This is a genomic window from Methylobacterium sp. Leaf456 (assembly GCF_001425465.1).
GTDB lineage: Bacteria > Pseudomonadota > Alphaproteobacteria > Rhizobiales > Beijerinckiaceae > Methylobacterium.
Window position 1 is genome coordinate 208,189 of the sequence record NZ_LMQV01000040.1, and the last position, 25,892, is coordinate 234,080.

General features: G+C 67.3%; 29 protein-coding genes and 1 pseudogene. 17 read left to right on the forward strand and 13 right to left on the reverse strand.

Features of this window, described 5'->3' with window-relative positions:
* Positions 1-5: 5 nt before the first annotated feature.
* Positions 6-887 (reverse strand): putative selenate ABC transporter substrate-binding protein, encoded by an 882-nt coding sequence (locus tag ASG52_RS18120; RefSeq protein WP_056246340.1) that lies wholly within the window; start codon positions 885-887, stop codon positions 6-8.
* Between the two features lie 170 nt (positions 888-1,057).
* Here ASG52_RS18120 and selD point away from each other — a divergent pair, with 170 nt between their 5' ends.
* The 3 genes from selD (at position 1,058) to ASG52_RS18135 (ending at position 2,746) form a co-directional block, all read left to right on the forward strand.
* Positions 1,058-2,104 carry a selenide, water dikinase SelD gene (gene selD, locus ASG52_RS18125; protein WP_056246342.1) on the forward strand — a complete coding sequence of 349 codons (1,047 nt, stop codon included), beginning with the start codon at positions 1,058-1,060 and terminating at the stop codon, positions 2,102-2,104.
* Positions 2,105-2,131: 27 nt separating this feature from the next.
* Positions 2,132-2,344: a TOBE domain-containing protein gene (locus ASG52_RS18130; RefSeq protein WP_056246344.1), complete on the forward strand. Its 213-nt coding sequence runs from the start codon at positions 2,132-2,134 to the stop codon at positions 2,342-2,344.
* A 72-nt stretch (positions 2,345-2,416) separates the two neighbouring features.
* Positions 2,417-2,746 (forward strand): hypothetical protein, encoded by a 330-nt coding sequence (locus ASG52_RS18135; RefSeq protein WP_056246348.1) that lies wholly within the window; start codon positions 2,417-2,419, stop codon positions 2,744-2,746.
* 23 nt (positions 2,747-2,769) lie between these two features.
* On the opposite strand, the gene selB is transcribed toward ASG52_RS18135, so the two are convergent.
* The 7 genes from selB to ASG52_RS27700 all read right to left on the reverse strand — a co-directional run bounded on the left by selB (position 2,770) and on the right by ASG52_RS27700 (position 11,180).
* Positions 2,770-4,677: a selenocysteine-specific translation elongation factor gene (gene selB, locus ASG52_RS18140; RefSeq protein WP_056246350.1), complete on the reverse strand. Its 1,908-nt coding sequence runs from the start codon at positions 4,675-4,677 to the stop codon at positions 2,770-2,772.
* 7 nt (positions 4,678-4,684) lie between these two features.
* Positions 4,685-5,653, reverse strand: a complete 969-nt coding sequence (gene fdhE / locus ASG52_RS18145) for a formate dehydrogenase accessory protein FdhE (protein ID WP_056246353.1) — start codon at positions 5,651-5,653, stop codon at positions 4,685-4,687.
* Positions 5,654-5,668: 15 nt separating this feature from the next.
* A complete protein-coding gene (locus ASG52_RS18150) occupies positions 5,669-6,394 on the reverse strand; it encodes a formate dehydrogenase subunit gamma (protein ID WP_082552628.1) in 726 nt (241 codons plus the stop codon).
* Positions 6,395-6,462: 68 nt separating this feature from the next.
* Complete coding sequence (gene fdxH / locus ASG52_RS18155) at positions 6,463-7,398, reverse strand: formate dehydrogenase subunit beta (RefSeq protein WP_056246356.1); 936 nt, start codon at positions 7,396-7,398, stop codon at positions 6,463-6,465.
* A gap of 14 nt (positions 7,399-7,412) precedes the next feature.
* The gene (gene fdnG / locus ASG52_RS18160; RefSeq protein WP_082552629.1) at positions 7,413-10,499 is read right to left on the reverse strand and encodes a formate dehydrogenase-N subunit alpha; all 3,087 of its coding nucleotides are present in this window, start codon (positions 10,497-10,499) and stop codon (positions 7,413-7,415) included.
* Between the two features lie 123 nt (positions 10,500-10,622).
* Entirely contained in the window at positions 10,623-10,961 is a 339-nt protein-coding gene (locus tag ASG52_RS18170) for a hypothetical protein (protein WP_056246363.1), read from the reverse strand.
* 39 nt (positions 10,962-11,000) lie between these two features.
* Entirely contained in the window at positions 11,001-11,180 is a 180-nt protein-coding gene (locus tag ASG52_RS27700) for a lysophospholipid acyltransferase family protein (protein WP_162250010.1), read from the reverse strand.
* A gap of 99 nt (positions 11,181-11,279) precedes the next feature.
* Here ASG52_RS27700 and ASG52_RS28445 point away from each other — a divergent pair.
* The 9 genes and pseudogenes from ASG52_RS28445 to ASG52_RS18215 form a co-directional block, all read left to right on the forward strand.
* Positions 11,280-11,513: pseudogene (locus tag ASG52_RS28445) on the forward strand (cytochrome c oxidase subunit 3); the annotation flags it as partial.
* The gene (gene cyoD / locus ASG52_RS18180) at positions 11,510-11,908 is read left to right on the forward strand and encodes a cytochrome o ubiquinol oxidase subunit IV (RefSeq protein ID WP_286159096.1); all 399 of its coding nucleotides are present in this window, start codon (positions 11,510-11,512) and stop codon (positions 11,906-11,908) included. The pseudogene ASG52_RS28445 and the gene cyoD, both read left to right, overlap by 4 nt.
* A gap of 143 nt (positions 11,909-12,051) precedes the next feature.
* Positions 12,052-12,273: a hypothetical protein gene (locus ASG52_RS18185; protein WP_056246608.1), complete on the forward strand. Its 222-nt coding sequence runs from the start codon at positions 12,052-12,054 to the stop codon at positions 12,271-12,273.
* Positions 12,274-12,338: 65 nt separating this feature from the next.
* Complete coding sequence (locus tag ASG52_RS18190; protein ID WP_056246365.1) at positions 12,339-12,536, forward strand: hypothetical protein; 198 nt, start codon at positions 12,339-12,341, stop codon at positions 12,534-12,536.
* A 181-nt stretch (positions 12,537-12,717) separates the two neighbouring features.
* On the forward strand, positions 12,718-13,107 hold the full coding sequence (locus ASG52_RS18195; RefSeq protein WP_056246369.1) for a hypothetical protein: 390 nt from the start codon (positions 12,718-12,720) through the stop codon (positions 13,105-13,107).
* A gap of 101 nt (positions 13,108-13,208) precedes the next feature.
* Positions 13,209-14,915 carry a hypothetical protein gene (locus ASG52_RS27955; RefSeq protein ID WP_056246372.1) on the forward strand — a complete coding sequence of 569 codons (1,707 nt, stop codon included), beginning with the start codon at positions 13,209-13,211 and terminating at the stop codon, positions 14,913-14,915.
* Between the two features lie 21 nt (positions 14,916-14,936).
* Complete coding sequence (locus ASG52_RS18205) at positions 14,937-15,413, forward strand: terminase large subunit domain-containing protein (protein WP_056246375.1); 477 nt, start codon at positions 14,937-14,939, stop codon at positions 15,411-15,413.
* 11 nt (positions 15,414-15,424) lie between these two features.
* Positions 15,425-16,180 (forward strand): hypothetical protein, encoded by a 756-nt coding sequence (locus tag ASG52_RS18210; protein WP_056246378.1) that lies wholly within the window; start codon positions 15,425-15,427, stop codon positions 16,178-16,180.
* 942 nt (positions 16,181-17,122) lie between these two features.
* Positions 17,123-17,398: a helix-turn-helix domain-containing protein gene (locus ASG52_RS18215; protein WP_082552630.1), complete on the forward strand. Its 276-nt coding sequence runs from the start codon at positions 17,123-17,125 to the stop codon at positions 17,396-17,398.
* A gap of 757 nt (positions 17,399-18,155) precedes the next feature.
* Here the strand turns inward: ASG52_RS18215 and ASG52_RS27960 are convergent.
* From ASG52_RS27960 to ASG52_RS18225, 3 genes are read right to left on the reverse strand one after another with little or no spacing between them, the layout of a single operon-like run.
* Positions 18,156-18,968 carry a ParA family protein gene (locus tag ASG52_RS27960; RefSeq protein WP_200945633.1) on the reverse strand — a complete coding sequence of 271 codons (813 nt, stop codon included), beginning with the start codon at positions 18,966-18,968 and terminating at the stop codon, positions 18,156-18,158.
* A gap of 54 nt (positions 18,969-19,022) precedes the next feature.
* Positions 19,023-19,322 (reverse strand): BrnA antitoxin family protein, encoded by a 300-nt coding sequence (locus ASG52_RS18220; RefSeq protein ID WP_502691083.1) that lies wholly within the window; start codon positions 19,320-19,322, stop codon positions 19,023-19,025.
* Positions 19,303-19,575 carry a BrnT family toxin gene (locus ASG52_RS18225; RefSeq protein ID WP_056246383.1) on the reverse strand — a complete coding sequence of 91 codons (273 nt, stop codon included), beginning with the start codon at positions 19,573-19,575 and terminating at the stop codon, positions 19,303-19,305. The genes ASG52_RS18220 and ASG52_RS18225 overlap by 20 nt, the downstream gene beginning before the upstream one ends.
* 715 nt (positions 19,576-20,290) lie before the next feature.
* Between ASG52_RS18225 and ASG52_RS27375 the strand changes: the two genes are divergently transcribed.
* The 4 genes from ASG52_RS27375 to ASG52_RS18245 all read left to right on the forward strand — a co-directional run bounded on the left by ASG52_RS27375 (position 20,291) and on the right by ASG52_RS18245 (position 22,738).
* On the forward strand, positions 20,291-20,461 hold the full coding sequence (locus ASG52_RS27375) for a hypothetical protein (RefSeq protein WP_156384023.1): 171 nt from the start codon (positions 20,291-20,293) through the stop codon (positions 20,459-20,461).
* 111 nt (positions 20,462-20,572) lie between these two features.
* Entirely contained in the window at positions 20,573-21,841 is a 1,269-nt protein-coding gene (locus tag ASG52_RS18235; protein ID WP_056246388.1) for a tyrosine-type recombinase/integrase, read from the forward strand.
* A 152-nt stretch (positions 21,842-21,993) separates the two neighbouring features.
* Entirely contained in the window at positions 21,994-22,182 is a 189-nt protein-coding gene (locus ASG52_RS18240; RefSeq protein WP_056246391.1) for a hypothetical protein, read from the forward strand.
* A 103-nt stretch (positions 22,183-22,285) separates the two neighbouring features.
* A complete protein-coding gene (locus tag ASG52_RS18245) occupies positions 22,286-22,738 on the forward strand; it encodes a cupredoxin domain-containing protein (RefSeq protein WP_056246611.1) in 453 nt (150 codons plus the stop codon).
* Positions 22,739-22,750: 12 nt separating this feature from the next.
* Here the strand turns inward: ASG52_RS18245 and ASG52_RS18250 are convergent, their stop codons facing one another.
* Both ASG52_RS18250 and ASG52_RS18255 read right to left on the reverse strand, forming a co-directional pair.
* Positions 22,751-22,960 (reverse strand): hypothetical protein, encoded by a 210-nt coding sequence (locus tag ASG52_RS18250; protein WP_056246393.1) that lies wholly within the window; start codon positions 22,958-22,960, stop codon positions 22,751-22,753.
* A 182-nt stretch (positions 22,961-23,142) separates the two neighbouring features.
* Positions 23,143-25,272 (reverse strand): glycosyl hydrolase, encoded by a 2,130-nt coding sequence (locus tag ASG52_RS18255; RefSeq protein WP_056246396.1) that lies wholly within the window; start codon positions 25,270-25,272, stop codon positions 23,143-23,145.
* Positions 25,273-25,605: 333 nt separating this feature from the next.
* Between ASG52_RS18255 and ASG52_RS18260 the strand changes: the two genes are divergently transcribed.
* Complete coding sequence (locus ASG52_RS18260; RefSeq protein WP_056246399.1) at positions 25,606-25,881, forward strand: hypothetical protein; 276 nt, start codon at positions 25,606-25,608, stop codon at positions 25,879-25,881.
* The last annotated feature ends 11 nt before the right edge of the window (positions 25,882-25,892 follow it).

A 25,892-nucleotide genomic window follows, 5' to 3' on the forward strand; every position in this document is an offset into this window, starting at 1 on the left:
AAAACTCAGTCGAGCAGGCCGGTCGAGCGGCCGACTTCGACGAGCGGCGCGTAGGCGGCGTCATCCACGGGGATGAAGCGCGTGCGCCCGAACGGCTCCAGGATCGCCGGGTCGTCGATGCCGGTCAGCGCCTGCCGCAGGCGCTCGGTGAAGCCGGCGCCGTAGGTCGCCTCGACTTCGCCGCGCACCGTCCACTGATAGTCCGGATAGGGCGGGCTCTCCCAGATCACCTTGACGGCGGAAGGCTCGACCTTGCCGGCCTTGGAGTCGAGGTCCCAGACCGTGTAATCGACCGCCCCGACCTCGAAGGCGCCGGACTGCACGAGCTGGATCGTGCGCGAATGGTCGCCCGAGAAGCCGACGCGGGAGAACACCTGCTCCGGCGCCTTGCCGGGAAAGGCCTGCCGGATGAAGTGCTCGGGCATCAGCCGGCCAGAAGTCGAGGCGCGCGCCCCGAAGGTGAAGGTCTTGCCCGCTGCCTCCTTCGGAAACTCCTTCGAGGAGCCGAGGCCGGTGCGGGCGTTGGCGATGAGGTAGGTCTTGAACGCGGCGTCCTCCGCGCCCTGCGCGATGGCCCGGGCGCCGGGCACCGCCTTGCGGGCCTGAACGCCGGTGAAGCCGCCGAACCACGCGAGTTGCACCTGCCCGTTGGTGAAGGCCGTGACCGCCGCCGGGTAGTTCTTCACCGGGATGTAGCGCACCGGCACGCCGAGCTTGGCCTCCAGATACGTCGCGACCTTGCCGAAGCGCTCGACGAGGCGGCTCTCGTCCTGATCCGGGATGCCGGTGAAGACCAGCGGCGGCTTGGTCGCGCCCTCGGCTCTGGCGGGGCCCAGGCTCCACGGAAGGGCGGCAAGGAGCGAGAGGGCGGCGCGCCGCGCGAGCATTCGGAGACTCCGAGAGGATGCGACCCCAGGGCGGGACGCCGCCCAGTCACGGGCCGCGACTCTGACCGAGCGCCGATCCGGCATCAAGTGCCGATGATGCCCTTCACAACGGACGTGAGCCTCCTAAAACGCCGCAAGCGGGACGTGAACCGCGCGGCGGAGGCGAACGGATGGATGCGGCACCGATACGCCTGAGCACGCTGGCGCATGGCGGCGGCTGCGGCTGCAAGCTCGATCCGGGCGTGCTGCGGGGCCTGCTCGCCGACCAGCCGATGGCCGGCCCGTTCGAGCGCCTGCTCGTCGGCAACGAGACCTCGGACGACGCCGCCGTCTGGGCGCTCGACGACGGCACCTGCGTGATCGCCACGACCGACTTCTTCACACCGATGGTGGACGACCCGCACGATTTCGGGCGCATCGCCGCGACCAACGCGATCTCCGACATCTACGCCATGGGCGGCAAGCCCATCATGGCGCTCGCCATCCTCGGCATGCCGGTGGGCAAAATTTCTCCCGAGACGGTGGCGGCGATCCTCAAAGGCGGCGCGAGCCTGTGCGCCGAGGCCGGCATCCCGGTCGCGGGCGGGCATTCCATCGACACGCCGGAGCCGATCTACGGGCTCGCCGTCATCGGCACCTGCCGCCGCGACGAGGTGCGCCGCAACGCCGACGCGCGGGCCGGCGATGCGCTGATCCTGACGAAGCCGCTCGGCGTCGGCGTCTATTCCGCGGCGATCCGGCGCGAGGCGCTGCCGGATGGCGGCTACGCGGAATTCATCGCCACGACGACGCGGCTGAACCGCATCGGCGCCGACCTCGCCCACGACTCGGACGTGCATGCGCTGACCGACGTGACCGGCTTCGGCCTGCTCGGCCACGGGCTCGAACTCGCCCGCGGCGCGGGCGTGACCGTGGTGATCGAGGCGGAGGCCGCGCCGCTGCTGCCCCACGCCGAGGCTCTGGCGCGAGCCGGCTTCGTGACCGGCGCCTCACGCCGCAACTGGGCAGCCTACGGCGAGTCCGTCACCCTGCCGGCCGATTTTTCGGAATGGCGCCGCCACCTGCTGACCGACCCGCAGACCTCGGGCGGCCTGCTCGTGTCCTGTGCGCCGGAGCGCGCCGCGGCGATCCTCTCCACCATCCAGGCCGCCGGCTTCGCCCAAGCCGCCATCGTCGGCCACGTCGAGCCCGGCCCGGCCGCGGCCCGCGTGATCTGATTTTTTCTCAGTGAGGAGACGACCCTGATGAAGCACGGTGCCCGCAACGACATCCCGGCCGAGGTGGTGGCGATCAAGCGCGGTTCGGTAATGGCCCAGGTCGAGGCGCAGATCGTCGGCACCGAGTACCGCGTCACCTCGGTGATGACCGCCGACTCCCTCGACGAACTCGGCCTCAAGGAGGGCGACCGGGTCAGCGTGATCGCCAAGGCGGTGAACGTGCTGCTGGTGAAGCCGTAGGGGCCTCCGATCCGCTTGACTTCGGTGAGGAGCGGGCTCGGATGGAACGCTGACGCCTGAGGGAGCGACCCGGTGAGCCCCAAGCCGCCAATCAAGCTGTCTGTCTTGCGGGACATCGGCTGGAAGGAATGGGATCCGATCCGCCTCCTCGCAGACGGCGAAGTGTGGGATCACCAACCCTTCGCCGATGAATATGACGGCTACCTTCTGAAGGTAGCCGGCGATCTTCGTCGGGGCGCATCGCTTCAGGACGTGATCGACTACCTCTTGGTGACGGAGCGCGGGAACCTCGGCCCTACATACAGCAAAGATCAAGAAGCCCGAGCCGAGAGGACAGCCCGCGCGATCCAGGCCTATATGGCCGAACTGGACGGAAATGGCTTAACCTCTTCAACAGAGTGACCGCGGTCCTCAGGCAAGGAAAATCAGCTGCCATCCCTCAAAAACACCCGCCGGTCGCCGTTGCGCCGGGTGAACCGCACCGTGTCGAGGTGCTCCAACAGCGGGATCGAGAACTTGCGCGAGATACCGAGCGCCGCCCCGGCCTCCTTCGCCAGGAAGCCGGTGGGCTGACCGGCAAAGGTCTGGGCGAGCTGCGCCTTGCCCGTCTCGATGGCATCGCGGTGAAACAGGATCGTGCGCTTCTGGACCCGATCGAGAGCGCGGACCAGCGTGCCGGAGGCGAGCAGGTATTTGAGCGCGGCTTGGCGGCGGATGTCGCGGCCCACCGCCTCGATCTCGTCGGGCGGGGTGAGGCCGCCTTTTCGGAACACGGCCTCCAGCGCGCGCACGTGCTCGGTCTCGTTGCGGGTCGGGTCGAAATCGGCGCGGCGAAACAGCGGGCCGGTCTGCGCCGCGTCGCGGGTGGCGATGAGGTCGCGCAGCGCTGCGGCGGTGACCGCCTCGTCCGCCTTCGCCGCCCGTGCGAGCCGATCGAGGGGCAGCCCGTGCTCGATCGGGTGGTCGCGGTGATGGCGCGCGAGGGCGTCGAGCAGGGCTGTGCGCAGACCGGCGAAGGCCGGGCCGCCGAGGAAGCGCTCGCCGATCTCGCGGGCGCCGATCTCGGTGAGCCCACGCCGGACCCGATCCGGAGCGATGCCGACGAGCCGGGCGAGATCGGTGAGCCGCACTCCCGCGGCGCCCTCACGGGCGAGGCGTGCGGTCAGGATATCCTTCGGCTTGCCCTCGGTTAGGGTCGCGAGTTCGGTGAGCACCTTTGCGTCGTTGCGGCGGCGACGGCGCGAGAGCGGATCGAGCACGCGCCCGCCGCCGAGGGTGGCGGGCGGCGTGTCGCTGCGCAGGATGAACGGCTCGCGCGCCGGCACGACGAGGTCGGTTTCGGCCTGAAGCTGAGCCGGGGCGGTCTCGCCGGGCTCCAAGACATCGCGGTCGAGCAGGCGCAGGCGCACGCCGACCTCGGTCGTGCCGTAGAGCAGGCGGGCGGTGGTGCCGCTCGGTAGCGGCGCGGCGCCCGCGACCGTGGACAGGCTCACGTCGATCCAGCGCGAGGCTTCCAGCATGTCCGGGGCGGCGAGCGCCTGCCCCCGGTGCAGGTCGGCGAGTTCGACGCCGCGTAGCGCCACTGCCGTGCGGCGGCCGAGTTCGGAGGCCTGGACCGGGCGGCCGTGGATCTGCAGGCCACGTACCGTGGCGATGGCGCCCCCCGGCATCACCGCGACCCGGTCGCCGACGGCGAGGCGGCCCCGCCGCAGCGTCCCGGTGACGACCGTGCCGAAGCCCGGCCGCGCGAAGACGCGGTCGATCGGCAGATAGGGGAAGCCGTCGTCGTTCGCGCCGGGCGCGGCGCGCAGGAGTCGGGCGAGTGCCTCGGACAGTTCGGCGAGACCGGCGCCGGCCACCACCGAGGTCGGCACCACGGCGACTTCGGTGAGCCCGGCCCGCGCCACCACCGCCCGCAGCTCCGCCGAGCGGGCGGCGATGGCGTCCGGCCCGGCGAGGTCGCACTTCGTCAGTGCGACGACGCCGCGGCGCACGCCGATCAGTCGGGCGATCTCCAGATGCTCCACCGTCTGCGGCTTGATGCCCTCGCGGACATCGACGGCGAGCAGCACCGCGCGCATGCCGGTCGCGCCCGACACCATGGCGCGCACGAAACGCTCGTGGCCGGGCAGGTCGATCAGGTCGATCTCGCCGCCGCCGACTGGGCGCAGCAGGGCGAAGCCCGGCACGATCGAGACGCCGCGGGCCTTCTCCTCCTTCAGCCGGTCGGTGTCGGTGCCGGTCAGCGCCCGAACGAGCGCGGTCTTGCCGTGATCGACATGGCCGATCACGCCGACGAGGAGGGACCGCGCGGCCTTCGGTTCGGACGGCACGCGCGCGTCAGCCCACGAAGAGCAGGTTCAGCCCGGCCTTGCGAAACCCTTCTTCCGCGATCTTCAGGTCGAGGCCGTAGGAGGCGACGTCGTCGGCGATCGGGTCGAGGGCCGCGTCCCGATGCTGGTGCAGGTGCTTGAGGTAGCTGTGGCAGGCCGTGCAGGTCTCGACCTGAACGTCCTTCGACACCTCGTCGAGGCCGTAATAGCTGACGCCCTCGCCGGAACCGCAGGCGGTGCAGCGGATGCGGACGTGGTTCCACAGCGTCGCGCATTGCGAGCAGGACAGGTAGCGGGCCTTGTCGGCGGGCGTCCAGTTCACGATCAGGCTCGCGGTCGGCGCCCCGCCGCAGCACGGGCAGACACCGTCGGCGACGGGCTTCAGTGCCTTGGCGTCGAGGACGGCGGCGCACGCCGCGAGATAGACCTGAAGGCCGGCGGCGACGAACACGCACTCCGCCATCCGCTCGACGGGAATCGCGCCCTCGAAGATCTGGCCGGCCAGATCGAGGCGCTCTTCCGAAGTCATGGCGCGAAGCGCATCGAGGGCGGCCAGTGTCGCCGCCGGGGCGCCATCGAGATCGACCACTGCGAGCACTGCGTCGATACAAGCGAGGCAGGACGGGTCGTCGGTCACGACGTTGCGGGGCAAAGCCGGCATGCCGTGCTCCAGACGCAGCGCCCCATCCTCGGGCAGGGCCGGCGTGAACGGATGCTCGGCCTGCACCTTGGCCTGCGCCTGCGCGAGGCGGGCCAGGAAATCGAGATAGGCGCCGAGCGGATGCTCGGGCGCCAGCGCCGCGAACCGCTTCGCCCGGTCGGCGAACAGGCGCGACGGATCGGGCAGGCGCACGAACGGGACCGAGCCGGAAATGCCGATCCGGTCGGGATCGGGCTGGATGTCGCGCGGCTGGGCCTCGGACGCAGATTCGCCCGCACCGGAGGGCGCGGGCGTACGCTTGAAGAAACGAGCCAAAGAATGATGCTCCGATCAGTGTCCGCGCTTGTCGACCGAGCCGGTCTTGACCGGGCGCTCGCCGACGATCTGGCGGAACCACTTGCGGTGATGGCGATAGGCCCAGCCGCCGGTGACCGTGCCGCGTACCATCGCCCGGCCGGTGCCGCGCACCCAGATGCCGGCATAGATGTGCACGACGATGATCGCGATGGCGATCACGGCGGCGAGCGAGTGAGCGAGCACGGCCCAGCGCTTCGTCTCGATGGTGGTGAGCGGGTAGAAGTACTGGTCCCAGATCACCAGCCCGGTGACGAACATGATCGAGATCAGCGCGGTCTGGCCCCAGAACACGCCCTTCTGCCCGGCATTGTACTTGCCGAGTTCGGGAAGCCGGTCCTCGCGGTTGGTGACCACGTCGCCGATGCGCTTCGACCACTCGACATCGTCGCGGTTGGGCAGGTTCAGGCGCCAGAAGCGCACGAACAGCAGCGCGAAGCTCACCATCAGAGCCACGCCGAACCACGGATGGATCGCCCGCGTCGCCTGTCCGCCGCCGAACAGGCCGGTGAGCGAGAACAGGTAGGGCGTGAACATCGCCAACCCCGACAGCGTCAGCAGCGTGAACAGGATCGCGGTGATCCAGTGGTTCACGCGCTGCAGCCCGGTGTAGCGCGGGACGTACAGCACCTTCTGCGGTTCGGGCTTCACTTCCCGAAGCGGACGGGACTCGCCGTCGCGAATATCCTGATGGATGGTCATGGGGCCATCTTCGACTGACGCCTCGGATTTGGGACGCGCTCCAAGTTACTGAGCGCGTCCCGGCTCGTTCACGCGGAGGGGCGGTCGTCGCCCGATCCCCGATGCTCGCGGCCTTCCTTCAGGTCGATGGCCTCCTCCTCCTCCTCCGGCACCACCTCGTTCGGGCCGGCGGTGACGTAGTGGAAGAAGCCCGCGACCGCCGCGAAGCCCATGGTGGCGAGACCGAACATCTTGGCCCCGCCCTTCCAGAAGGCGACGAGCGGCGAGATCTTCGGGTCGTCCGGTAGGCCGTTGTAGAGATGCGGCTTGTCGTTGTGGTGCAGCACGTACATCACGTGCGTGCCGCCGACCCCCTTGGGATCGTACAGGCCAGCGTGATCGAAGCCGCGGGACTTCAAGTCCTCGACCCGGTCATGCGCCTGCTCGATCATCGCATCCTTGGTGCCGAACATGATCGCGCCGGTCGGGCAGGCTTTGGCGCAGGCCGGCGCCTGACCGACCGCGACGCGGTCGGAGCAGAGGGTGCACTTGTAGGCCTTGTTGTCGGCCTTCGAGATGCGCGGGATGTTGAACGGGCAGCCCTTCACGCAGTAGCCGCAGCCGATGCAGTGATCCTCGACGAAGTCGACGATGCCGTTGGAATACTGCACGATCGCGCCCGGCGACGGGCAGGCCTTGAGGCAACCCGGCTCGGAACAGTGCATGCAGCCGTCCTTGCGGATCAGCCATTCGAGATTGTTGGTCTCGGGGTTCTCGTACTCGGTGAACCGCATCAGCGTCCACGACTTCGCCGTGAGGTCGTGGGGGTTGTCGTAGACACCGACATTGACGCCGACATCGTCGCGCAGGTCGTTCCACTCCTCGCACGCCGCCTGGCAGGCCTTGCAGCCGATGCACTTGGAGACGTCGATGAGCTTGGCGACCTCTTCGTGGTGCCGGATCGCCGGCGCCGTCTCGGTCGAGGCGGAGCGCTGGCGGATGTCGAGGGAGCTGTAATCGGCCATGGTCGCTGCTCCCCCTACGCGGTCCGTTCACGGTCGGCCGGCGGCGTCGTGCGCTCGATGTTGACGAGCCACGCCTTGAACTCCGGCGTCTCCGTATTGCAGTCGCCGACCACGGGGGTGAGCGAGTTCGGGTGCCATCCTTTCTTGGTCTCGCCGATGAAGCCCCAATGCTGAGGCATCCCGACGACGTGGACCGGCTTGCCGTCGCAGATCAGCGGCTTGATCCGCTTGGTGACGACCGCCTTGGCCTTGACCGAGCCGCGCTTCGACCAGACGCGCACCCAGTCGCCCTTGGCGATCCCCTTCTCCTTCGCGAGTACCTCGCCGATCTCGACGAAGGCCTCCGGCTGGAGGATCGCGTTGATCTTCGAGTGCTTGGTCCAGCCGTGGAAGTGCTCGGTGAGCCGGTAGCTCGTCGCCGCGTAGGGGAACTCCTCCGAGGTGCCGAGGTCGGCCAGATCCCCCTTGAAGATGCGGGCGGCGGGTGCGCCCTTGATCTTCGGGAAGACCACGTTGGCAACCGGCGACTCGAACGGCTCGTAGTGCGTCGGGAACGGCCCGTCGCGCATGAGCCCGCGGGTCCAGAGCCGGGCGACGCCCTCTTGGTTCAGGATGAACGGACCCATGCCCTTGTCGGGCGAAACGGTGGCGCCGTAGTCCGGCACGTCGAAGCCGACCCACTGCTTGCCGTTCCACTCGATGAGCTTCTTCTTCTCCGACCAGGGCTTGCCTTCGGGGTCGCACGAGGCGCGGTTGTAGAGCACGCGGCGGTTGGCCGGCCACGCGAAGGCCCAGTTCGGCGCGATGCCGCGGTTGCCGGGATCGGTGTTGTCCCGGCGGGCCATGATGTTGCCCTTCTCGGTGTAGCAGCCGGAATAGATCCAGCAGCCGCACGCGGTCGAGCCGTCATCCTTGAGCTGCGCGAACCCGTCGACCTGCTTGCCGGCGGGGATCGTGTTGCCCGTGGCATCTTGGATCGGGGCCAGCGTGTAGCCGTTCAGCTCGCGCGCCAACTCGATCGCGGTCGGCGATTCCTCGATGGCGTAGTCCCATTTGAGGTTGACGATCGGGTCGGGGAACGCACCGCCCTCCCGCTCGTACATCGCCTTCATGCGGAGATGGATCTCCGCCATGATCTCGATGTCCGAGCGGCATTCGCCCGGCGGCTCCTGCGCCTGCCAGTGCCATTGCAGCCAGCGCGACGAGTTCGAGAGCGAACCCTCTTCCTCGGCGAACAGGGTCGTCGGCAGCTCAAAGACTTCCGTCTGAATTTTTGACGGGTCGACATCGTTGTACTCGCCGTGGTTCTCCCAGAAGCGGGCCGTCTCGGTCTGGAGCGGGTCCATGACCACGACGAACTTCATCTTGGAGAACGCTTCCGTCATTTTGCCCCGGTTGGGGAACGACAGCAGCGGGTTGAAGCCCTGGATGACGTAGCCGGTCATCTTGCCCTGCTTCGCCAACTCGAAGCCGCGCACGACGTCGTAGGTCGGCACGTCGAGCTTGGGCAGGTAGTCGTAGGCCCAGTCGTTCTCCTTGGTGGCGTGGTCGCCCCACATCGACTTCTGGAACGAGACGAAGAACTTATTGTAGTTCTGCCAGTAGCTCATCTGGCCGGGGCGTAAGGGTTTGAACTGCCGCTTGGCGATATAGCTCGCGTAATCCGGCTCCTTCTCGATGGGGATGTTGAGATAGCCGGGGATGAGGTTGCTCATCAGCCCGATATCGGTCAGCCCCTGGATGTTGGAGTGGCCACGCAGCGCGTTCATGCCGCCGCCGAGCATGCCGATGTTGCCGAGCAGCGTCTGCACGATGCACATCGAGCGGATGTTCTGCGAGCCCTTGGAATGCTGCGTCCAGCCGAGCGCGTAGAGCGAGGTCATCGTCTTCTCAGGCGATGAGGTCTCCGCGATCATCTGGCAGACCTTGAGGAAGGTCTCCTTGGGCGAACCGCAGACGCGCTCGACCATCTCCGGCGTGTAGACCGCGAGATGCTTCTTGAGCATTTGCATCACCGAGCGCGGGTGCTGCATCGTCTCATCGACGACGGCGTAGCCGTCGGGCCCGATCTCGTAGTCCCAGGTCGACTTGTCGTAGTCACGCTTGTCCTCAGAATACCCTGAGAACAGGCCCTCGCTGAAGTCGTAGCCCTCCTTCACCAAAAAGCTGGCGTTGGTGTAGGCCGAGAGGTAGCGGTGCTGGAGCTTGTCGTTGTCGATCAGGTACTTGGCGACGCCGGACAGGAACGCGATGTCGGTCCCCTGCCGGATCGGGCAGTAGAGGTCCGCGACGGAGGCCGTGCGGGTGAAGCGTGGGTCGATGACGATGAGCCGGGCGTTGTTATGCGCCTTGGCCTCGACCACCCACTTGAAGCCGCAGGGGTGAGCCTCGGCGGCATTGCCGCCCATCACGGTGATGAGGTCCGCGTGCTTGATGTCCATCCAGAGGTTGGTCATCGCACCGCGGCCGAAGGAGGGCGCCAAACTGGCGACCGATGGGCCGTGTCAAACCCTGGCCTGATTATCGAAGACCAGGGCCCCCATGCTTCGGACCGTCTTGTAGGTCAGCCACGCCGTCTCGTTGGTGGTGGCCGAGGCGCCGAGGAAGCCGGTGGTGGTCCAGCGGTTGACCGTCAGGTCGCCGTTCTTGGCGACGAAGTTCTTGTCGCGGTCTTCCTTGAGGAGCTTCGTGATTCGGTCCAGCGCGAAGTCCCAGGAGACGCGCTTGAACTCCGCGGTGCCGGGCGCACGGTACATCGGGTACTTGGTGCGGGTCTCGGAGCGGACGAAGTCCAGCAGCGAGGAGCCCTTCGGGCAGAGCGTGCCGCGGTTCACCGGATGGTCCGGATCGCCCTCGACATGCATGACCGCGGACTTCGCGTTCTTCGAGCGGTCGCCGAGGCTGTAGAGGATGACGCCGCAGGACACCGAGCAATAGGGGCAGGTGTTCCGGGTCTCGCGCATCTGCGCGAGCTTGAAGGGACGCACCGCGGCCGCTGCGGCCGGCTGCAGGTCCCCGAACCCGAGGGCGCCGAGCGTGCCCCCCGCCAAGCCGACGCCGATGCCTTTCAGCAATCCGCGCCGCGATACCTGCACGTTCATCGCCGACCCTCGTTAGAGCTATTCTTGATAAAAGATGCTCGCAGGAAGCTGCTCCGGAGGCAAGTGCCTCTACGAACCGACGCATCGGCATTTTTTGCCGCAGAGGATTGTGCGCGGCCTATTTTATTTTGAGGGGCTGGCGGGGTTCCGGCCCGAGGGGCCCGGCGTGCGGTGCTCCAGGGGTTGCTGCGGGTCGGTGCCGTTGCCGCCGCTCGATCCAGCATCGGGTACATTCCGGTTGCGGTTCATTTCCGTCGAACTGCCGCCGGGATCGGGCGCATCCTTGGCCGCGGACTGCTCACGCGGCACTGGCGCCTGGCTCCAGCCGTCGTTGGCACTGCGGCTCTTGTCGCCCATCACGTCCTGGCCCTTGATCTCGCCGGGTTGGGCCAGCGCGAGGCTCGGCGCACTGACGAGGACGAGGGCGGCGAAAGCCGCGGCGGGGCGGGAAAGCGGGGGCATCGGTTTCGTCCGGCTCCGGGAGGGGATGGCCGGGTAACGTCAGGTGCGGGGGGCGGTTCCGGCATGTCGCTGCCGGAGCGGGCGGACGATCTGCCTCAGCCCCGCGCGGCGCGGTAACCCGCTGCGCCCGGCGCGCTCGCGGATGGTGGCGATCAGGTGATCGAGCACCGGCGCGTCGAGGGAGCGGCTGGCGGCGAGGTCGTAGGTCTCCCAGCCCACTGTTCGCGAAGTCGAGGCCGTCGCCCGCGAGGCGGGGGCCGAGCGCGCCCGGCGCTACGCCGAGGCTCAGGTCTCGATCCGCGCGGCAAGGAGAGCGCTGGAGCATCGCGCAGCGCCTTCCTGTCCTCGTTCTTCACCCCCGTCGGCTGCCACGGCCTGCATGTCGGCATCGGCCTGCTGTGGCTGCTCATCATGATGGCGCAGGTGCGGACCGAGAGCTTTCACGACGACATCCTGCGCTGCACCGCCTGCTTCACCCTGTTCCGGCACGCCCTCGACATCGTCTGGGTCGGGGTATTCAGCGCCGTCTACCTGCTCGGAATGAACGCTTGAGAATCGACCGACCCGTCGAACTCTCCAAGCGGCATCGGGCCGACGTCGCGCCGGGCGAGGACTGCCCCGAGGAGGACATCGCCAAGGGCATCCGGGGCTCCCTGATCGGCCTCGGGCTCGCCGTGCTGCTCACCGCCGGCTCGTTCGCGGTGGTGCGGATGAACGTCATCTGGGCACCCGCGATCTCCGTCGCGGCGATCGTCTTCGCCATCGCCCAGATGGGCGCGCATCTGGTGTTCTTCCTCCACATCACCACGGGGCCGGACAACACCAACAACGTCATGGCGCTGGCCTTCGACGTGCTGTTCGTGGTGCTGCTGAACGGCGGCTCGGTCTGGATCATGAACGACATGAACCACAACATGGCGCAGGCCCCCAAGGAATTTATCATTTAATTACAACAACTTATCCTCCATCCGGGGGCTTTTCCTTATCCGCATACCATAACGCCTAAACCCCTGAAATTACACGCTTTCCCATGGGCTCCCGTCCGCTCGGTTGCGCATGGCTTTCGCATGGATTGCGCATGGAGGCGCTGATGTCAGAGCAGCCTGAACCTTTGGCCGACGGCGACCTCCTAGTCGGGATGGCCGCCATCGCCCGGCATCTCGGGATCACGGAGCGCCAGGGCTGGCACCTCAAGGATGCCTGCGATCTGCCCACCTTCAAGCAGGGCCGGACGGTCTGCGCCCGCAAGTCCACCTTGGCCCAGCACTTCGCCGCGCGCGAAGCTGCCGCGCGCAACCGCCCGCCGGTCTGAACGTGTCCCTGCCTGCAGGCGCTCGATGGGGCCCGTGGGCGGACGGCCTCAATCCCGACGAGCGCATGGCCCGGCTGCGCGCCCTTCTGGAGATCGTCCACACGGTCGCCGGCCCGCATGGGCGCGAGGCGAAAGCCGCCCTGCGCGCCGCCGAGGCCGACCCTGACATGGCCGCCGCAGCGAGTGCCGCCGTGCTCGGCCTGCCGCCGCCCCTGATGCGGCGCGTCCTGGCGACCTACGCGGGCGCCTTCCTCGTCCGCTGACACCGTTCCGCGGCCCATGGGGCACCGCGGGACCGCCCCGGGCCGGCGCGAGCCGGCCGGCCTTCCGCGCGAAGCCCGGGGCGCGCCCTCCTTCGAGGATCGCCGACATGCCTGCCTCTGTCCTCGGCGCGGCTTCCGCCGCCCGCCGCCGCGTACCCGTGCCCGCACTGCGAGATCGCTCATGAACGCCAAGACGACGCGCGCGGATCGCCGCCGCGCCCGCGCCCTCCTGGGCCGCAACGAACCGACCGTCGAGGCGGACGCGCGGTTCTTCAAGCGATTCCCCGCACGCAACTACCGCCTCCCGCTGGCCTCCCGGCCGGAGGTGGAGCTGCTTTCGGTCGGCGGCCCCGCCCCCGCGCTCGCGCCGGGCTTCCGCTGGGGCACCATCGTGAAGCAGGTGCGTCCCGGCTTTCGCCTGCGCGCCGCGATCCAGGTGCTGGAGGGGTCGGACACCGACGCCCCCGAGGATGTCTGCCGCGCCATCTACGAGCAGGCCGCGGCACCCGGCACGCTCGCCCACACGATCGAGCAGCGATTCGAGGCGAGGGCGCGGGAGGAGGGGCTGTGATCGCCGATTGTGCACTGCCGCCGGTCCTTGCCCCGCTGGCCGCCGAACGCCGTTGGCTCGTGTGGCGCTAGGAACTGAACAGCAAGGGCAATCCGACGAAGGTGCCCTATCAGGCCGCGCGGCCTGGGAGGCATGCATCGGTCGTAGACCCGACGACCTGGGCCGATTATGCGACGGCGGCGCGCGCCGTCGCGGCGGGACGCGCGAACGGGATCGGCTTCGCCCTCCACGGCAGCGCGTTCGCGGCCTTCGACATCGACGATTGCCGTGATCGGGAGACTCTCGAGATCGCCGATTGGGCGTTGCGGCTGATCGAGCGGGCCAGCTCCTACGCTGAGGTGACGGTGAGCGGCACGGGCGTGCGCATCATCGGCCGGGCCGCCGGCGCCTACGTCCATCGGAACCAGGCGGTGCCGGACGCGCAGCCCGGCCGGATCGAGACCTACCGTTCGGCCAGCCGCTACATCGTGGTGACGGGCGAGAGCCTGGACGATCCGCCGGCCGAACTCGCCGACCTCGACCCGCTCATCGACGAGACAGTCGCGTGGCTCGACGCGGCGACGCGGGCGGCCAAGCAGGCGGAGCGGGAGGCCAAGTGGGCGGCGGATGGCCATGGGGCGGGTTCCGTAGGCGATGCCGGATTCGGCGGTTCCGGCCGCGGGTTCGCCGAGGGCTCCGGCAGCGGGGAGGCTCTGCCGCGCGCCCTCGACGAGCTGGTGCGGCTCGGCCCGGCCGCGGGGGGCGACCGGAGCGCCGCGTTCCACCACGCGGTGTGCTGGCTCAAGGATCTGGGCTGGACGGTCGCGCGCATCGAGGCGCTGCTCGGCGCACATCCGCGCGGCGTGGCCGACAAGTATGCCGGGCGCCTGCGCGGCGAGATCGAGCGCTGCTACGACAAGGCCGAGCCCCCGCGCTCGCCCGGCGCCGGGGCGGATGGCGGACGTCGGCGCGAGGGGCGGCACGGGGGGCGGGACGAGCGCGGGGCGGGCGCGACCGACCGCGAGATCCCGCTGCACTGGCACCGCGACGCCGACCCGACGGCCGATCGGGCTTGGCTCGTGAACAACACCCATCGGCGAGGTGGGCAAGGGGCTGCTCTCGGGGCAGTGGGGCACCTACAAGACCTTCATCGTGCTCGACCTGTCCGGTTGGCCTACGGTGCGGCCGCGACCTACAACGCCTCGACCCATCTGTGCCGCTTCCCCGGCGGCGCGACGCTGCAGCTCGACCAGTACGAGACGGCGCAGGACTTCGCGAAGTACCAGGGCAAGAGCTTCACCTTCATCTCGGTGGACGAGGCCGGGCAATATTCCGACCCGGCGATGCTGGACCTGCTCCGATCCTGCCTGCGCGCCCCGCTGCCGATCGTGCCGCGCTTCGTCATGGCGGCCAACCCCGGCGGCCCGGGCCATGCATGGCTGTGCAAGCGCCACGTCTTCCGCGCCGCGCCCTGGACGCCCTACCTGACCGAGGAGCCGGTTCGGACCTTCGTCAACTGCCCCTCCACCTTCGGCGACAACCCCAACCTCGATCAGGGCGCCTACGCGCGGCAGCTCGACGCCGCGACGGCGACGGACCCCGAACTCGGCAAGGCGTGGAAGCACGGCGACTGGCCCATCGCCCGCGGTGCCTACTTCTCGACGGTGCTCGACGTGGCCCGCGTGATGATCGAGCCGTGGGCGCCGGGCCGGCTGCCGGCCGGCTGGGACGCGCCGTTCCTGGCGCACGATTACGGCGTGTCGGCCCCGTCCGTGACCTACATGGTGGCCCGCTCGCCAGGCGGGCGCGGCCCGGACGGGCGGTTCTAACCGTGCGGCTCCATCCTGCTCTTGGACGAGCTCGCCACGAACGAGTCGGGCAGCGTCGAGCGCGGCATGGGCTACACGGTGCCGGTCCTGGCCGAGCGCATCCGCGAGTTCGCCGCCGGCTGGCAGATCAGGGCAGAGGGCGTGGCCGACGACGCGATCTTCAACCGGGACGGTCGCGAGGACGGAGCCATCGCCGGCGAGTTCCGCGCGCACGGCGTCACCTTCACGAAGGCCGCGAAGGGCTTGCGGGCGCCGGATTGGGAGCGGATGCGGCTGCTCCTCCTCCTCCTCCAGGCCGGGCAGCCCGACAAACCCGGCCTCTATGTGTCGCGGGCCTGCGCCTACTGGTGGGAGACGGTGCCTTCGCTCGCCCGCGACCCGCGCAAGCCCGACGACGTGGACAGCCGCGGTCCCGATCACGGCGCCGACGCCTGCCGCTACGCCTGCACCTACGAACGGCCGACCATCCGCACCGGGCGCACGGTCGGCCTATACTGAGGAGAGCCACGGTGGCGAAATTCGATGAGCAGCAGATCGGCTACGTGGGCGGCGAGTCCACCACGTGGCCGCAGATGGACGACCCGAACTGCCCGCAGCCCTACCGCCACGCACACCGCGCGGTGGCCGCGATCCGCGACGTCCTGCGCGACAGCGACGTCAAGCTCGGCGCCGTCGAGGTCAACCGCGACCTCGCCGAGTACGGGCGCACCCGGCAACTGTCCGAGGTCGGCCTGAGCGCCATTCGGCGCATCGATGAGGCGGCGCCGCTGAACACGGCCCGCGAGCGCATCAACCACGAACTGGAGGCGCTCGACCGCCAGATGGCCGCGCACGCCAAGGTGCCCGCGAGCGCGGCCGAGATCGCGCTCGCCAGCGAGATCCGCTCGGCGTTGCGCGGCATGTCGCCGGGCGAGCGGATGCGGTTCATCGCCGCCAACCTCACCCGGCCCGGCATGGCCGGCGCGGTGTCCGGCGACGCGGCCTATCTCGCGGGCCTGAGCGAGAGCGAGGCCGGCGAGGTGCGCACCAAGATCGCCACGACGCTCTATGCGCCCCAAGTCGCCGAGAAGGAGCGGTTGCAGCTCGTGCTGCGGCAACTCACCATCACCGCGAACCGCGCAATCGGCCTCGTGGCGCCCCGCTCGCGCGTCGCCCGCAACATCCACGGCGAATGGGCGACCAAGCCGGCTCACGGCCCCGGCCCCGGCCCGCGCGTCGATCCCGCCCTCCTGCCCCCCGGCAGCTTCATCCGGGCCGCCCGGTAGCCGCCCCCCGCGAGAGGATCACGCGCCATGTCCGGCGGTTCCGCCGCGACAGGCTGCACCGCGGCTCAAGCGCGGATCGATGCGGCACGGCTTTCGGGTGCCGATGACGCCCGAAGCGCTCGGATGGGCGTGCGCGGAGAACGGCGCCGCTACGGTGGGCCGATCGGGGGCATGGGCGCGGCCGGACCGCCCATCGGCGGCAAGAAATGGACGCCGTGGAGATCACCGGGGCCGGCATCGCGCCGGCCATCGTGAAGATGGGGCCGGACAGGATCGGCGAACCGAATCACCCCGAGCCGGTCCGAGCCGCGCCTCTGGTCGAAGGCGCGCCCCGGCCACAACGGCGCGCACCGCGCGCGAGGCCCGAGAACCGGGTCGGCGCGACCCAAGAACCGTTTTCGCGGACGTCGCGGAAGGGCGCCTGCGGAACGCCGCCCGGATGGCCTGACGCGTCCGGGCGGCGACCGGGCTCGCGCCGCAGCCGTCTTCAAGGCCCCGTCGCTGCCGCGCAGATCGTCTCGAAGCCGCCGCCGCGGGTGACCTGTTCCGTCCCGGCCGGCCCGTCCGCCAGCCTGCCGATCATCGGGGCGAGGCCGCCGCACATCGATCGCTCGGACGCGCCACGCGCCGAGATCGGCACGGCGACGAGCAGGGCGGCGGTGGCCGCGCCCTGGCCAGCCCCCCCCGGACGAAAAAAGCCTACTGAGTCAGCCTTTTACTTGACTACTCAGTAGGCTTCTGGCATAAAGAGGGTGTCAGGCAACACCGCCTGACGACCGAAAGGGGGTGAGGGAACTGAAGCTCAGCGAAGTCCGAATTGAAATCAGGATGTTTGGTTGGCGCCTCGTCCTGATCTTCAAGTAGCGACTAAGGGGACCGGGACGAAAGTTCCGGTTCCCACTGAGCCCAGCCCCTCCCCCCCTCGGCGGCCTGGAAGGTATCATGCCCCCCGACGACTTCAAGGCCTGGCGCCTCGCGCTCGGCTACAGCCAAGCGGAGGCCGCCGCCGCCCTCGGCCTCTCCCGAGCCACCATCCAGCTCTACGAGCGCGGCCAGCGGCATGAGGATGCCCGGCCGGTGGAGATACCGCCCGCGGTCATCCTCGCGTGCGATACCCTGTCCCTGAACCGCGCGGCCGAGACCGGCAACCTCGATCTGCTCACCGGCCCGGTGCGCCAGCGCGTCGAGGCGCTCGCGGGGCTGCTGAGGAAGGCGTGACCTCCACCGGCTTCAGGCCGATGCGGGCCCAGCCGCCGCCTTGACGACCCTCTACGTCCGCAGGATCGCCGACGCGGCCGCGTCCGCCTACCCCTCGGGCGTCGCCGGCATCACGGCAGCCGCTTCGCCCTCGTTGCCCGCGAGCAAGCGGACCACGACCTTCAGGCACCGCCTTCAAGGCCGCTCGCGACAGAGGGGAAGCTTAAGGATTGCCACCCAACCAAGCCCATGGATATCGACTCTGCGCCCGAGATGGGTCGAGAAGGGGCGCCGCGAAGCAGTTTGCGGCCATGACGCAGGAGCTTCGAACCAAGAACGTTCAGAAGGCTGCGAAGCGATAAGAGCAACCCTATAGTATACTAACGAGATACGCTATCTCTCTTTGATAGCGTTGAGCTGACGAATTTACTTGTAGCCTTTTTCCCTCAACATTGTGAAACTTGCCAATTTTCAATTTTGATATTGGGATACTTTCTGCGCCACTGATACGTCCAGAAGAAACGAAGTCGTCTGTGACAACAAATGCATCCGCTGGATCCGCATAATCGAACAGCGTCGCGTGCTTCTCCGCTATGTCGATAGCACGTTCAATGTACATTCTAGATGCGCGATCTGGAGTTGCTCGAAGCTGACTTTTCGAGCCCACCATCGTCATCACAATGGCCGCAACTCTTGGCGCAGTCCTCCCCCCTGCTCGTTCATTCCAAACGCCAAAATCTTTCGAAGGGTTGTCGAGGAGGTCGAGTGTTAGCTCCAGCTAGTCAATCGAATGCTCGTCAACACGTACGGGAATAATAATCGCATCTGCTGCAGCCCAGGCTATATGAGTTCCCCCTGCATAAAATGGACTAGTATCCATCAAGATACCCTCCGAGTGCTTATCTTTCGCCTCCTTATCTAAAATGGTTCTTAGACTCTCCAGCAGCGCCTTGACCGCCTTCTTATTACCTTGCGAGTGCGCGGTTTGTAGCTGCTGATATAGCATTGAAGGAAATGCAAACAATTCAGCATTGCCCGGCATAAGGTAGCTAGGCTTCGTCATCTTGAATGGGTCACAGTATTTTGAAACACGATACGAGGCATCGTGGGGTATACTTCCAAAAGCTGGACCCAACAATATCGGCTGAAGAGTATCTAATACGGTAATTTCGGGATCTTGGTCCCTCATCAAATTTTCAGTTAGATTACATTGCGCGCACATATCAGCGAGAAGCAATGGTCTTTGTATTGATAATTCATAAGCAAAATTGAATGCGATTGTTGACTTTCCTACTCCACCCCGCAGGGTAGATACAGCATAAGATCGATACTTTAGTTCCCCTGTTTGGACGTGACCATCCTCGACGACCTTTGAATGCGTTTCCAAGACTTTTTCAAGCGACGACATAACATGGCCCTCCGCCGCCGAGCCAAGGACGCTAGTGGTACCACGCAAAGTAAATTTGCAGGTGGTGCTGGTCAAGCACAAAAGCGCAGGCGGTTCTGTTCGGGCAAAAATGTGCAGGTGGTGCTGGTTGAGTAAAAAAGTGCAGGTGGTGCTGGCAATAGGGTGGGGGATGAAAATTGGCACCCGTCATCACCATCCGCACCTTGCCGGGCCAACCGAGCAGCCCGTGCCGCACGCTCAGGGCTTGAACCGCTCCCGCAGGGCCTCGTTCGCCCGCACCTGCCAGCCGGGGCCGCTCGCCCGCATGGCCTCGATCACGTCGGCGTCGAGCCGGAGCGTCACCTGCTGTTTCGGGTTGTCGGCGCGGGGCCGCCCGCGGCTGCGGCGCGCGAGGTCCGCCCCGTCGCCCGGCACCGCCCGCGCCATCATCGCATCGGTCAGCTCGGGGATCTCCTCGTACTCCTCGGCCGTGATGTCGTGGGCATCCATCTTGGCCAGATCGGTCTCGCCGAGGCCTTCATCCGAAGGCCGGTCCATATTTTCTTTGCTCGCGGTCATTGGCCTTCCTCATCGAAAAAACATGGCGGTCGTCACCGCGCGGGGTCCAGAGCACGATGACCATGCGGCCGGCGAGAAACCCGATCGTCATCAGGCGGGTCTCGCCGTAGTCCTGGCGGTCGTCCTCGAAGGTGACGCACGGGCCGGCGAACACGAGCGCGGCGCTCGCGAAGTCGATACCCCGCTCCCGGAGGGTCTGGTCTCGCTTCGCGGGGTGAAAGGTGAACGCCATGGGTTTGTTGTAGCGCCACAAGATCGAGGCGTCAACGATTAAATGGCGTGCCATAAATTACCCAGGAAGCGCGCAGCACGAAGCCCCGCTGCCTTGCCGGGCGCGGGGCGTTCGTGTCATGCTGAAGGTGGAGCCTGGAAACTCCCGAGATGGGCCCTTGCCGGGGCTGGCATCTCAGTTCTGCGACGGTGTGCGCTGCGGCTTGCCGGCCTCTGCGCTGCCGTAACGACCGCGCCCACGCCGTGGGCTGCGACCGGCTCATCATGCCGGGAGTGCCACGGCTATACAACAGCCTTCGGGCGAAGGCTGTGGCGCACGTTTTCGCAGGCGTGTTTCCAGACTCCCGGTGCCAGCGCCGTCCGCCGGCACGATCCGACGCCCCTGGAAAGGCCGACGATCACCGGTCCTCGCGAGGGCCGGCTCCGTCTGCGAGAACCGAGATGCCCCCCCACAATCCGACGTCCCCGCGCCTCGTTGCGCCGGGCGGCCCCGTGTCGCGTGCGATCCTCATGGCCGCGACGAGACCAGCGCCGACCCGTACGATCGCATCCGCGCCCTCGCCGAGAGCACCCGCGTCCGCGTCGCCCTCGGCCTCCTCGACAGCCTGGAGCGCGCGGCGCTGCGCCTGACCGACGGGGCGCCGCATGACGGGCCTCGCCGAGCGCCGCGCAGGGCGCTTCTGGACCTCGAACGGCACGTCGCGGAGCTGCGCGGCATGGCCCTCGTCACTGACATGGTGGTCAACGAGGCGATGGGCGCCCGCGGCCCGGATCGCGGCTGCGTTCTGACCGAGGACCGCGCCGACGCGCTGGAATGCGCCGCCAACCGGCTGACCGCCCTCTCGCTGGCCCTGGGCCGCGCCTACGGCGACGCCACGAGCGCCTGACACCCGGCCCGGCCGTCTCGTGCGGTCAAAGCGCCATAGTCCGGCCGGGCCTCACGACCGTCGATCGCGCAATCCTGCGCGGTCGGCTTCTCGCTTGAGGAGAGCAGCACTATGGCCAGCGTCGCGAAGCGCAAGTGGACGAATGCGAAAGGCGAACAAAAGGAAAATTGGGAAGTCCTCTATAAGGAAGGCGGCAAGCACAGAAGTCAGACGTTCAAGCTCAAGCGGCACGCTGATGCCTTCAAGCGCAAGGTGGAGAACGAGCTTCATGAGGGCACTCACGTCGCCAGCGCGGACGGCGTGACGCTGGATGCGGCGGCCGCGGACTTTGAGCGTCACCTGGAAGACCGGATGATCAGCGGCGCGCTCGGCAAGCAGACCGCACGCAACTACCGTGGCCATCTCCGCAACCACGTACTGCCCACCTTCGGCCGTCACAAGTTCCATGAGATCAGGCCAGTTGAGGTGCACGACTGGTTTCGCGGGCTGATGAAGAATGGAATGAAGAAGCGCGGCCTTGGATTAGGTGCGGCCGGCGGCGGATTGTCGGGCCAGTTCGCGCGGCGGTCCCTCAATGTGCTGTCCATCTTCTTCCGCTGGGGCATCCCCCGCAGCTACGCGAAGACCAATCCATGCATCGCCGGGCTCGCCATGCTCGGCGGCGTTCGCAAGAGCAAGATCGAGACCTTTACCCGCGAAGACGTCGTGGCAATCCTGCGCGCCGTCGAGACCAGGGCATGGAAGCACCACGACTCGACGCATGCCATACTGAAATGCTCGGTGCATCTTGCCGTGTTTTGCGGACTGCGGATCGGCGAAATCATGGGACTTACCCGCCCCAATGTCATGCTCGACGCCGGCATTATTCAGGCGAGACACTCCCTGACTTGCGACGACGAACTAAAGGGACCCAAGTCTAAGTCCGGCATCCGAGATGTGCCGATGCCACCCCACCTCGTCTTGTTGTTGCGTGAATATCTCGCGAAGCATCACATACCGAACCGCCCAGACCTAGTGTTCCGAACGCGCTCGGCAAAAGACGGCGGCGAGCCGGCGCAGATCGTGTTCGGCGTTTTCCGGGCAAACTCGTGGCACCCCTTGCTCGCTCGCTCAGGCGTGACCAGTGGGGCGCCCCACTTCCACGCGCTCCGGCATTTTGCCGCCAGTCTCATGATCGACGAAGGGCTGCCGCTGACCGAAGTGGCATCCCTGATGGGTCACAGCACGTTCGACATGACGTTGCAGGTCTACGCTCATCCGCTGGTCAACGGGCACCGTCGCCGAGCGGCTTGCGACGCCATCGCAAACAGCATGCTCGGCGCCCCGATCGAGGCGAATAGTGAAAATGGTCGGGCGCCTTTACGCATCGGTTGCGCATAGCGCCGCAAACCATTGATGTAAATGGTCTTTATAGATACCCCCCATGATGCACAGCCCGACGACGGGAGAGCCGCAGCCGCACGGGCACCTCTGACGCGTCGGGTGACGACCGGCACTCGGACCATCGACCGCGGCCGTGATAGATGGGGGCGATGCAACGCCTGCGCCGGTTGATCGACCCCGCCCTCGTCGCCCTGATCCTGTCCCTCGTCGCGGGCAGCCTGTGGCTCGGCACGCACGAGGACGACAGCGATTTCGGCGCCGGCTTCTTCCTCGGACTGATCGCGGGCGGCTCGCTCGCCTTCCTCGCTCTCGGGAGGAGCCGCCGCGGCGTGGAGTGACGCGGCGTGGAGTGACGCGGTGCGGCGTTGCGGCCCGGAACCCCCCGGTCCGATTCGGGTCTTTCCCGGCGGAGCGTCAATGGACTTCCGGGAGAACGATCGCATGCGAGTCGGACAATGGGTGGCGGGCACGGCGTGCCTCGTGCTGTCGAGCACCGGGGTCTTCGCGGAAGGCAAGCCCCTGCCGCCGCCGGCCTCGAGTGGGCAGCCGGTGATGGAGCTGACCATCGATAAGCGGGACGGCAAGATCGCCTGCGATCCGGCGGAACTGCGCCTGCCCGCCGACACCAATGCCGAGCTGCGCGTCGTCAACCGCGCCGACCAGCCGGTGACGCTGACCATCGACGGCCAGTTCGAGAAAGGTCTCGTGCAGCACGTCGATGGCGACCAGGGCCATTCGGCGAGCGAGAAAGGCTACACGATCAAGCTGAACGGCAAGGCGACGCTGAAGTTCAGGACCATGGCGGCGGGCGAGCGCCCCTACGCTTGCACCGGCGTGAACAGCCAGAGCGATCCGTTCGTCGGCAAGTACGTTCTCGTCCCGCCGGCAGGGTGAGAGCCCGTCCGCTCAGCGCCCCGACCGCCGGACGAGCTGCGGCTTGCCGGCGGCCTGCCCGGTTTCCGAGATCAGCACGTCGAGGGAGAGGCGCACGATCTCGACCGGATCGAGGCCCTTGGCCTGCGCTTCCTTCTCGACCTCGGCCCGCTCCGCGGGCGCCATCCCCTCGAAGATCACGCGGGCGACGGCAGGGGAAGCGTCCTTGTGGTGCTCGCTCATCGGAACCTCAGGCTCGGCGCCCGAGCATGGGGCGCGGCGCGGGTGTTAGGGCAGGGCCCTGGGCCGAGACAAGCGGATTTACGATAAGACGCTGTTTATAATAGTAAATTAAGCGATGCGAACGAGCCCGAGGAGGGCTTCGGCACTCGGTACGAGCACCGCAGCCCTCCATCCTGGCCGCCTCACACCACCAGAATATCCGAGGCGTGCAGCGGGGCCTTGTTGTCGAGGACGCCGATCAGGATCGCGGCCTGCTTGCCCGAGCCGTCCCAGTCGTAGAACAGCTCGCCGGTCGATTGCTTGTAGAGCACCCGGTCGTCGGCATCGACCTTGGCCGTATCGAGGTTCTTGAACAGGTTGTCGGCGAGCTTGCCGGTCGAGAGGTTCCAGAACTCGCTGCGGGCGAGCGCGATGGTGTCGTCGGGGCTCGAGAAGTCGGTGATGCGATCGACGTTGCGGGGGCCGATCGTGGTCGAGAACACGAAGGTGTCGGCGCCCGCGCCCCCGGTCATGATGTCGTTGCCGGCACCGCCGTCGATGATGTTGTCGTTCTTGTTGCCGATCAGCGTCTGGTTGAACTCGTTGCCGGTCACGAGCTGTCCCGACTTCATCGAATCGGCGAAGCGGATCAGCTCGATCTCCTGTCCCGCGGCGAGGCGGTAGTTCGCGGAGGCGATCAGGGTGTCGTAGCCGCCGCCCTTGGCCTCGAACACCTGATCGTTGATGTGATCGACGAAGTAGGTGTCGTTGCCGGCAAAGCCGTAGAGCTTGTCGGCGCCCGCACTGCCGTCGAGGATGTTGTTGCCGGCATTGCCCTCCAGCGTCTGGTCGAAGCTGTTGCCTTCGAGGTTGATCGCCGCCTTGCCGGCCGCGTCGTCGGTGGTGAGCTTCTCGACCTCCTGATAGTACCCGAGCTTGTAGCTGACGGTGGTGATGACGGTGTCGGTGCCGCCCTTGACGCCCTCGTTCACCCGATCGTCGACGTGGTTGACGTAGTAGGTGTCGTCGCCGCCCCGGCCGTTGAAGGTGTCCGCGCCGCCCGTACCGCGGAACACGTCGTTGCCCGCCGAGCCGGTATAGCCGTCGATCTTGAGGACGCCGTCGGGGCTGCCGACCGCACCGGTGAAGACCGCCTTGTTGCCGGTCGCGTCGCGCACGACCGCGCCGTTCAGGTTGACCCCGGTGATCGCGACGTCGCCCGCCACCTGATCGGCCAGCACCTTGTGGCGGAAGACGAGATGGGTGGCGTCCGACGCGGCCGCGTCGAACAGGGCCGAGCCGCCGTCGTTGAGGCTGAGGCTGAATTTCGAGGCACTGGCGACCGTGACGGCTTCCGAAAGCGTCAGGGTCAGCGTCACGGTCTCGCCGACCACCGCCGTGCCGACGCCGTTGGCGGCGTTGGGGGCGGAGGCCGCGATCTCGGTGACGCTCGGGGCGAGGTCGGGCTTGACCGGCGGCGGCGGCGGGGTGTCGCCGCCTGAGGAGCCGAACAGATCCTTGAAGATCCCGCCGACGGTCGGCTTGCTGCCGTCGTGCAACGTGCCGGTGAAGTTGGCGTAGTCGCTCTCCCAATAATTCTGGAACAGCATGTCGTACTTAGTCATCCACGCCAGCGCGGCCTTCACGAAGGCGCCGGAATCGTCGGTCTTGACGCCCCACTCGGAGACCGAGGTCTGCTTGCCGTGCTGGGCCGCGAAATCCTGCTGCCACTTGAGCCCGTAGCTCATGTTGACCTTGTCGAGGAAGGCCTTGGCCGGGTCGGCGTTGTCCCACTCCTTGTTGTAGTAGAAGTCCATGCCGACGACATCGACATACGCGTCGCCGGGATAGGCCTTCTCCGGGTTCATCTCGCCGCCGGCATTGACGTCCCAGACGAACTTGAACTTGTCCGACACTTCGCGGAACGTATCGACCAGTTCACGGAAGGCGCCGATGAAGGCGGCCTCGTTGCCCTTGGCGGCCCAGGGCATCCACGAGCCGTTGAACTCCCAGCCGACCCGGACGTAGATGAACCCGTCGTCGCTCGGCTTGCTCTGCGCGAGCGTCTTCGCGGCCTTGAGGAAGTGGTCGTTGTAGTCGCCGGTGGCGACTTCGGCGAGCGAAGTGCCGGTCACGGTCAGCGGCACCGACCACAGCACCGGGCGGTCCATCGGCTTCCACAGGCCCGCGGCCCAGCCGATCGAGTTGTCGAAGTCCTTCCAGCTCCAGTCGTTGAGATAGAACAGGACGTTGTCGACCTTGCGCCCCAGCCATTCCTCGTAAGCCGGCAGGACGGAGGGGTCGTTCCCGAAGTAGGCACCCAGAGCAGTCATCGTCGCGGTTCCCCGGCCAACCGCTCCGGTGGTTTGAGCGGCGGCATCTCATGACCGCGAGGCTGGCTCCCATGTCTTAATTTCGCATTTGCGAGATATGCTCAAGTTGGAGGCACCTTTCCATTCGGAGCCGATGCTATTGGCCGGATGGAAATATGGCTTCCCGGAGCTTAGGGAATTTCGGTCAAATTCGACGGAACTGACCCTGCGAATTTTTACAGACTGGTAGCGGGTTCGGTGCTATCCAATCGTCCCTCAGTGAGCGTCTGGGCGTCTGGAGGGGGGAGCGATGACCGGCACGAGCGAGAGCGCGGCGCGCGGCGTCGGCGCGCGATGACGGCCTTCCTGCTCATCCTGGCGTTGTCCGGGGCGGTGGCGGCGGGGTTCCTGCGCTGGATCTTCGTCGCGCTGGTCGGCGTGGTGCTCGTCCCAGTCTACGTGCTGACGATAGTGGGGCTCGGCGCCCCGGTGCTTCCCGCGCTCGGCCAAGCGCTCCTCGGCTACGTCGTGCTTCAAGTCAGTTTCGCCCTGTCCGGCTGGGGCATCGAGGCGGTGCGCGGCTCGGCCTCGCGCCGCTACGAGGACCGGCCCGACCGCAGGAAAATCTAACGACATCAAGG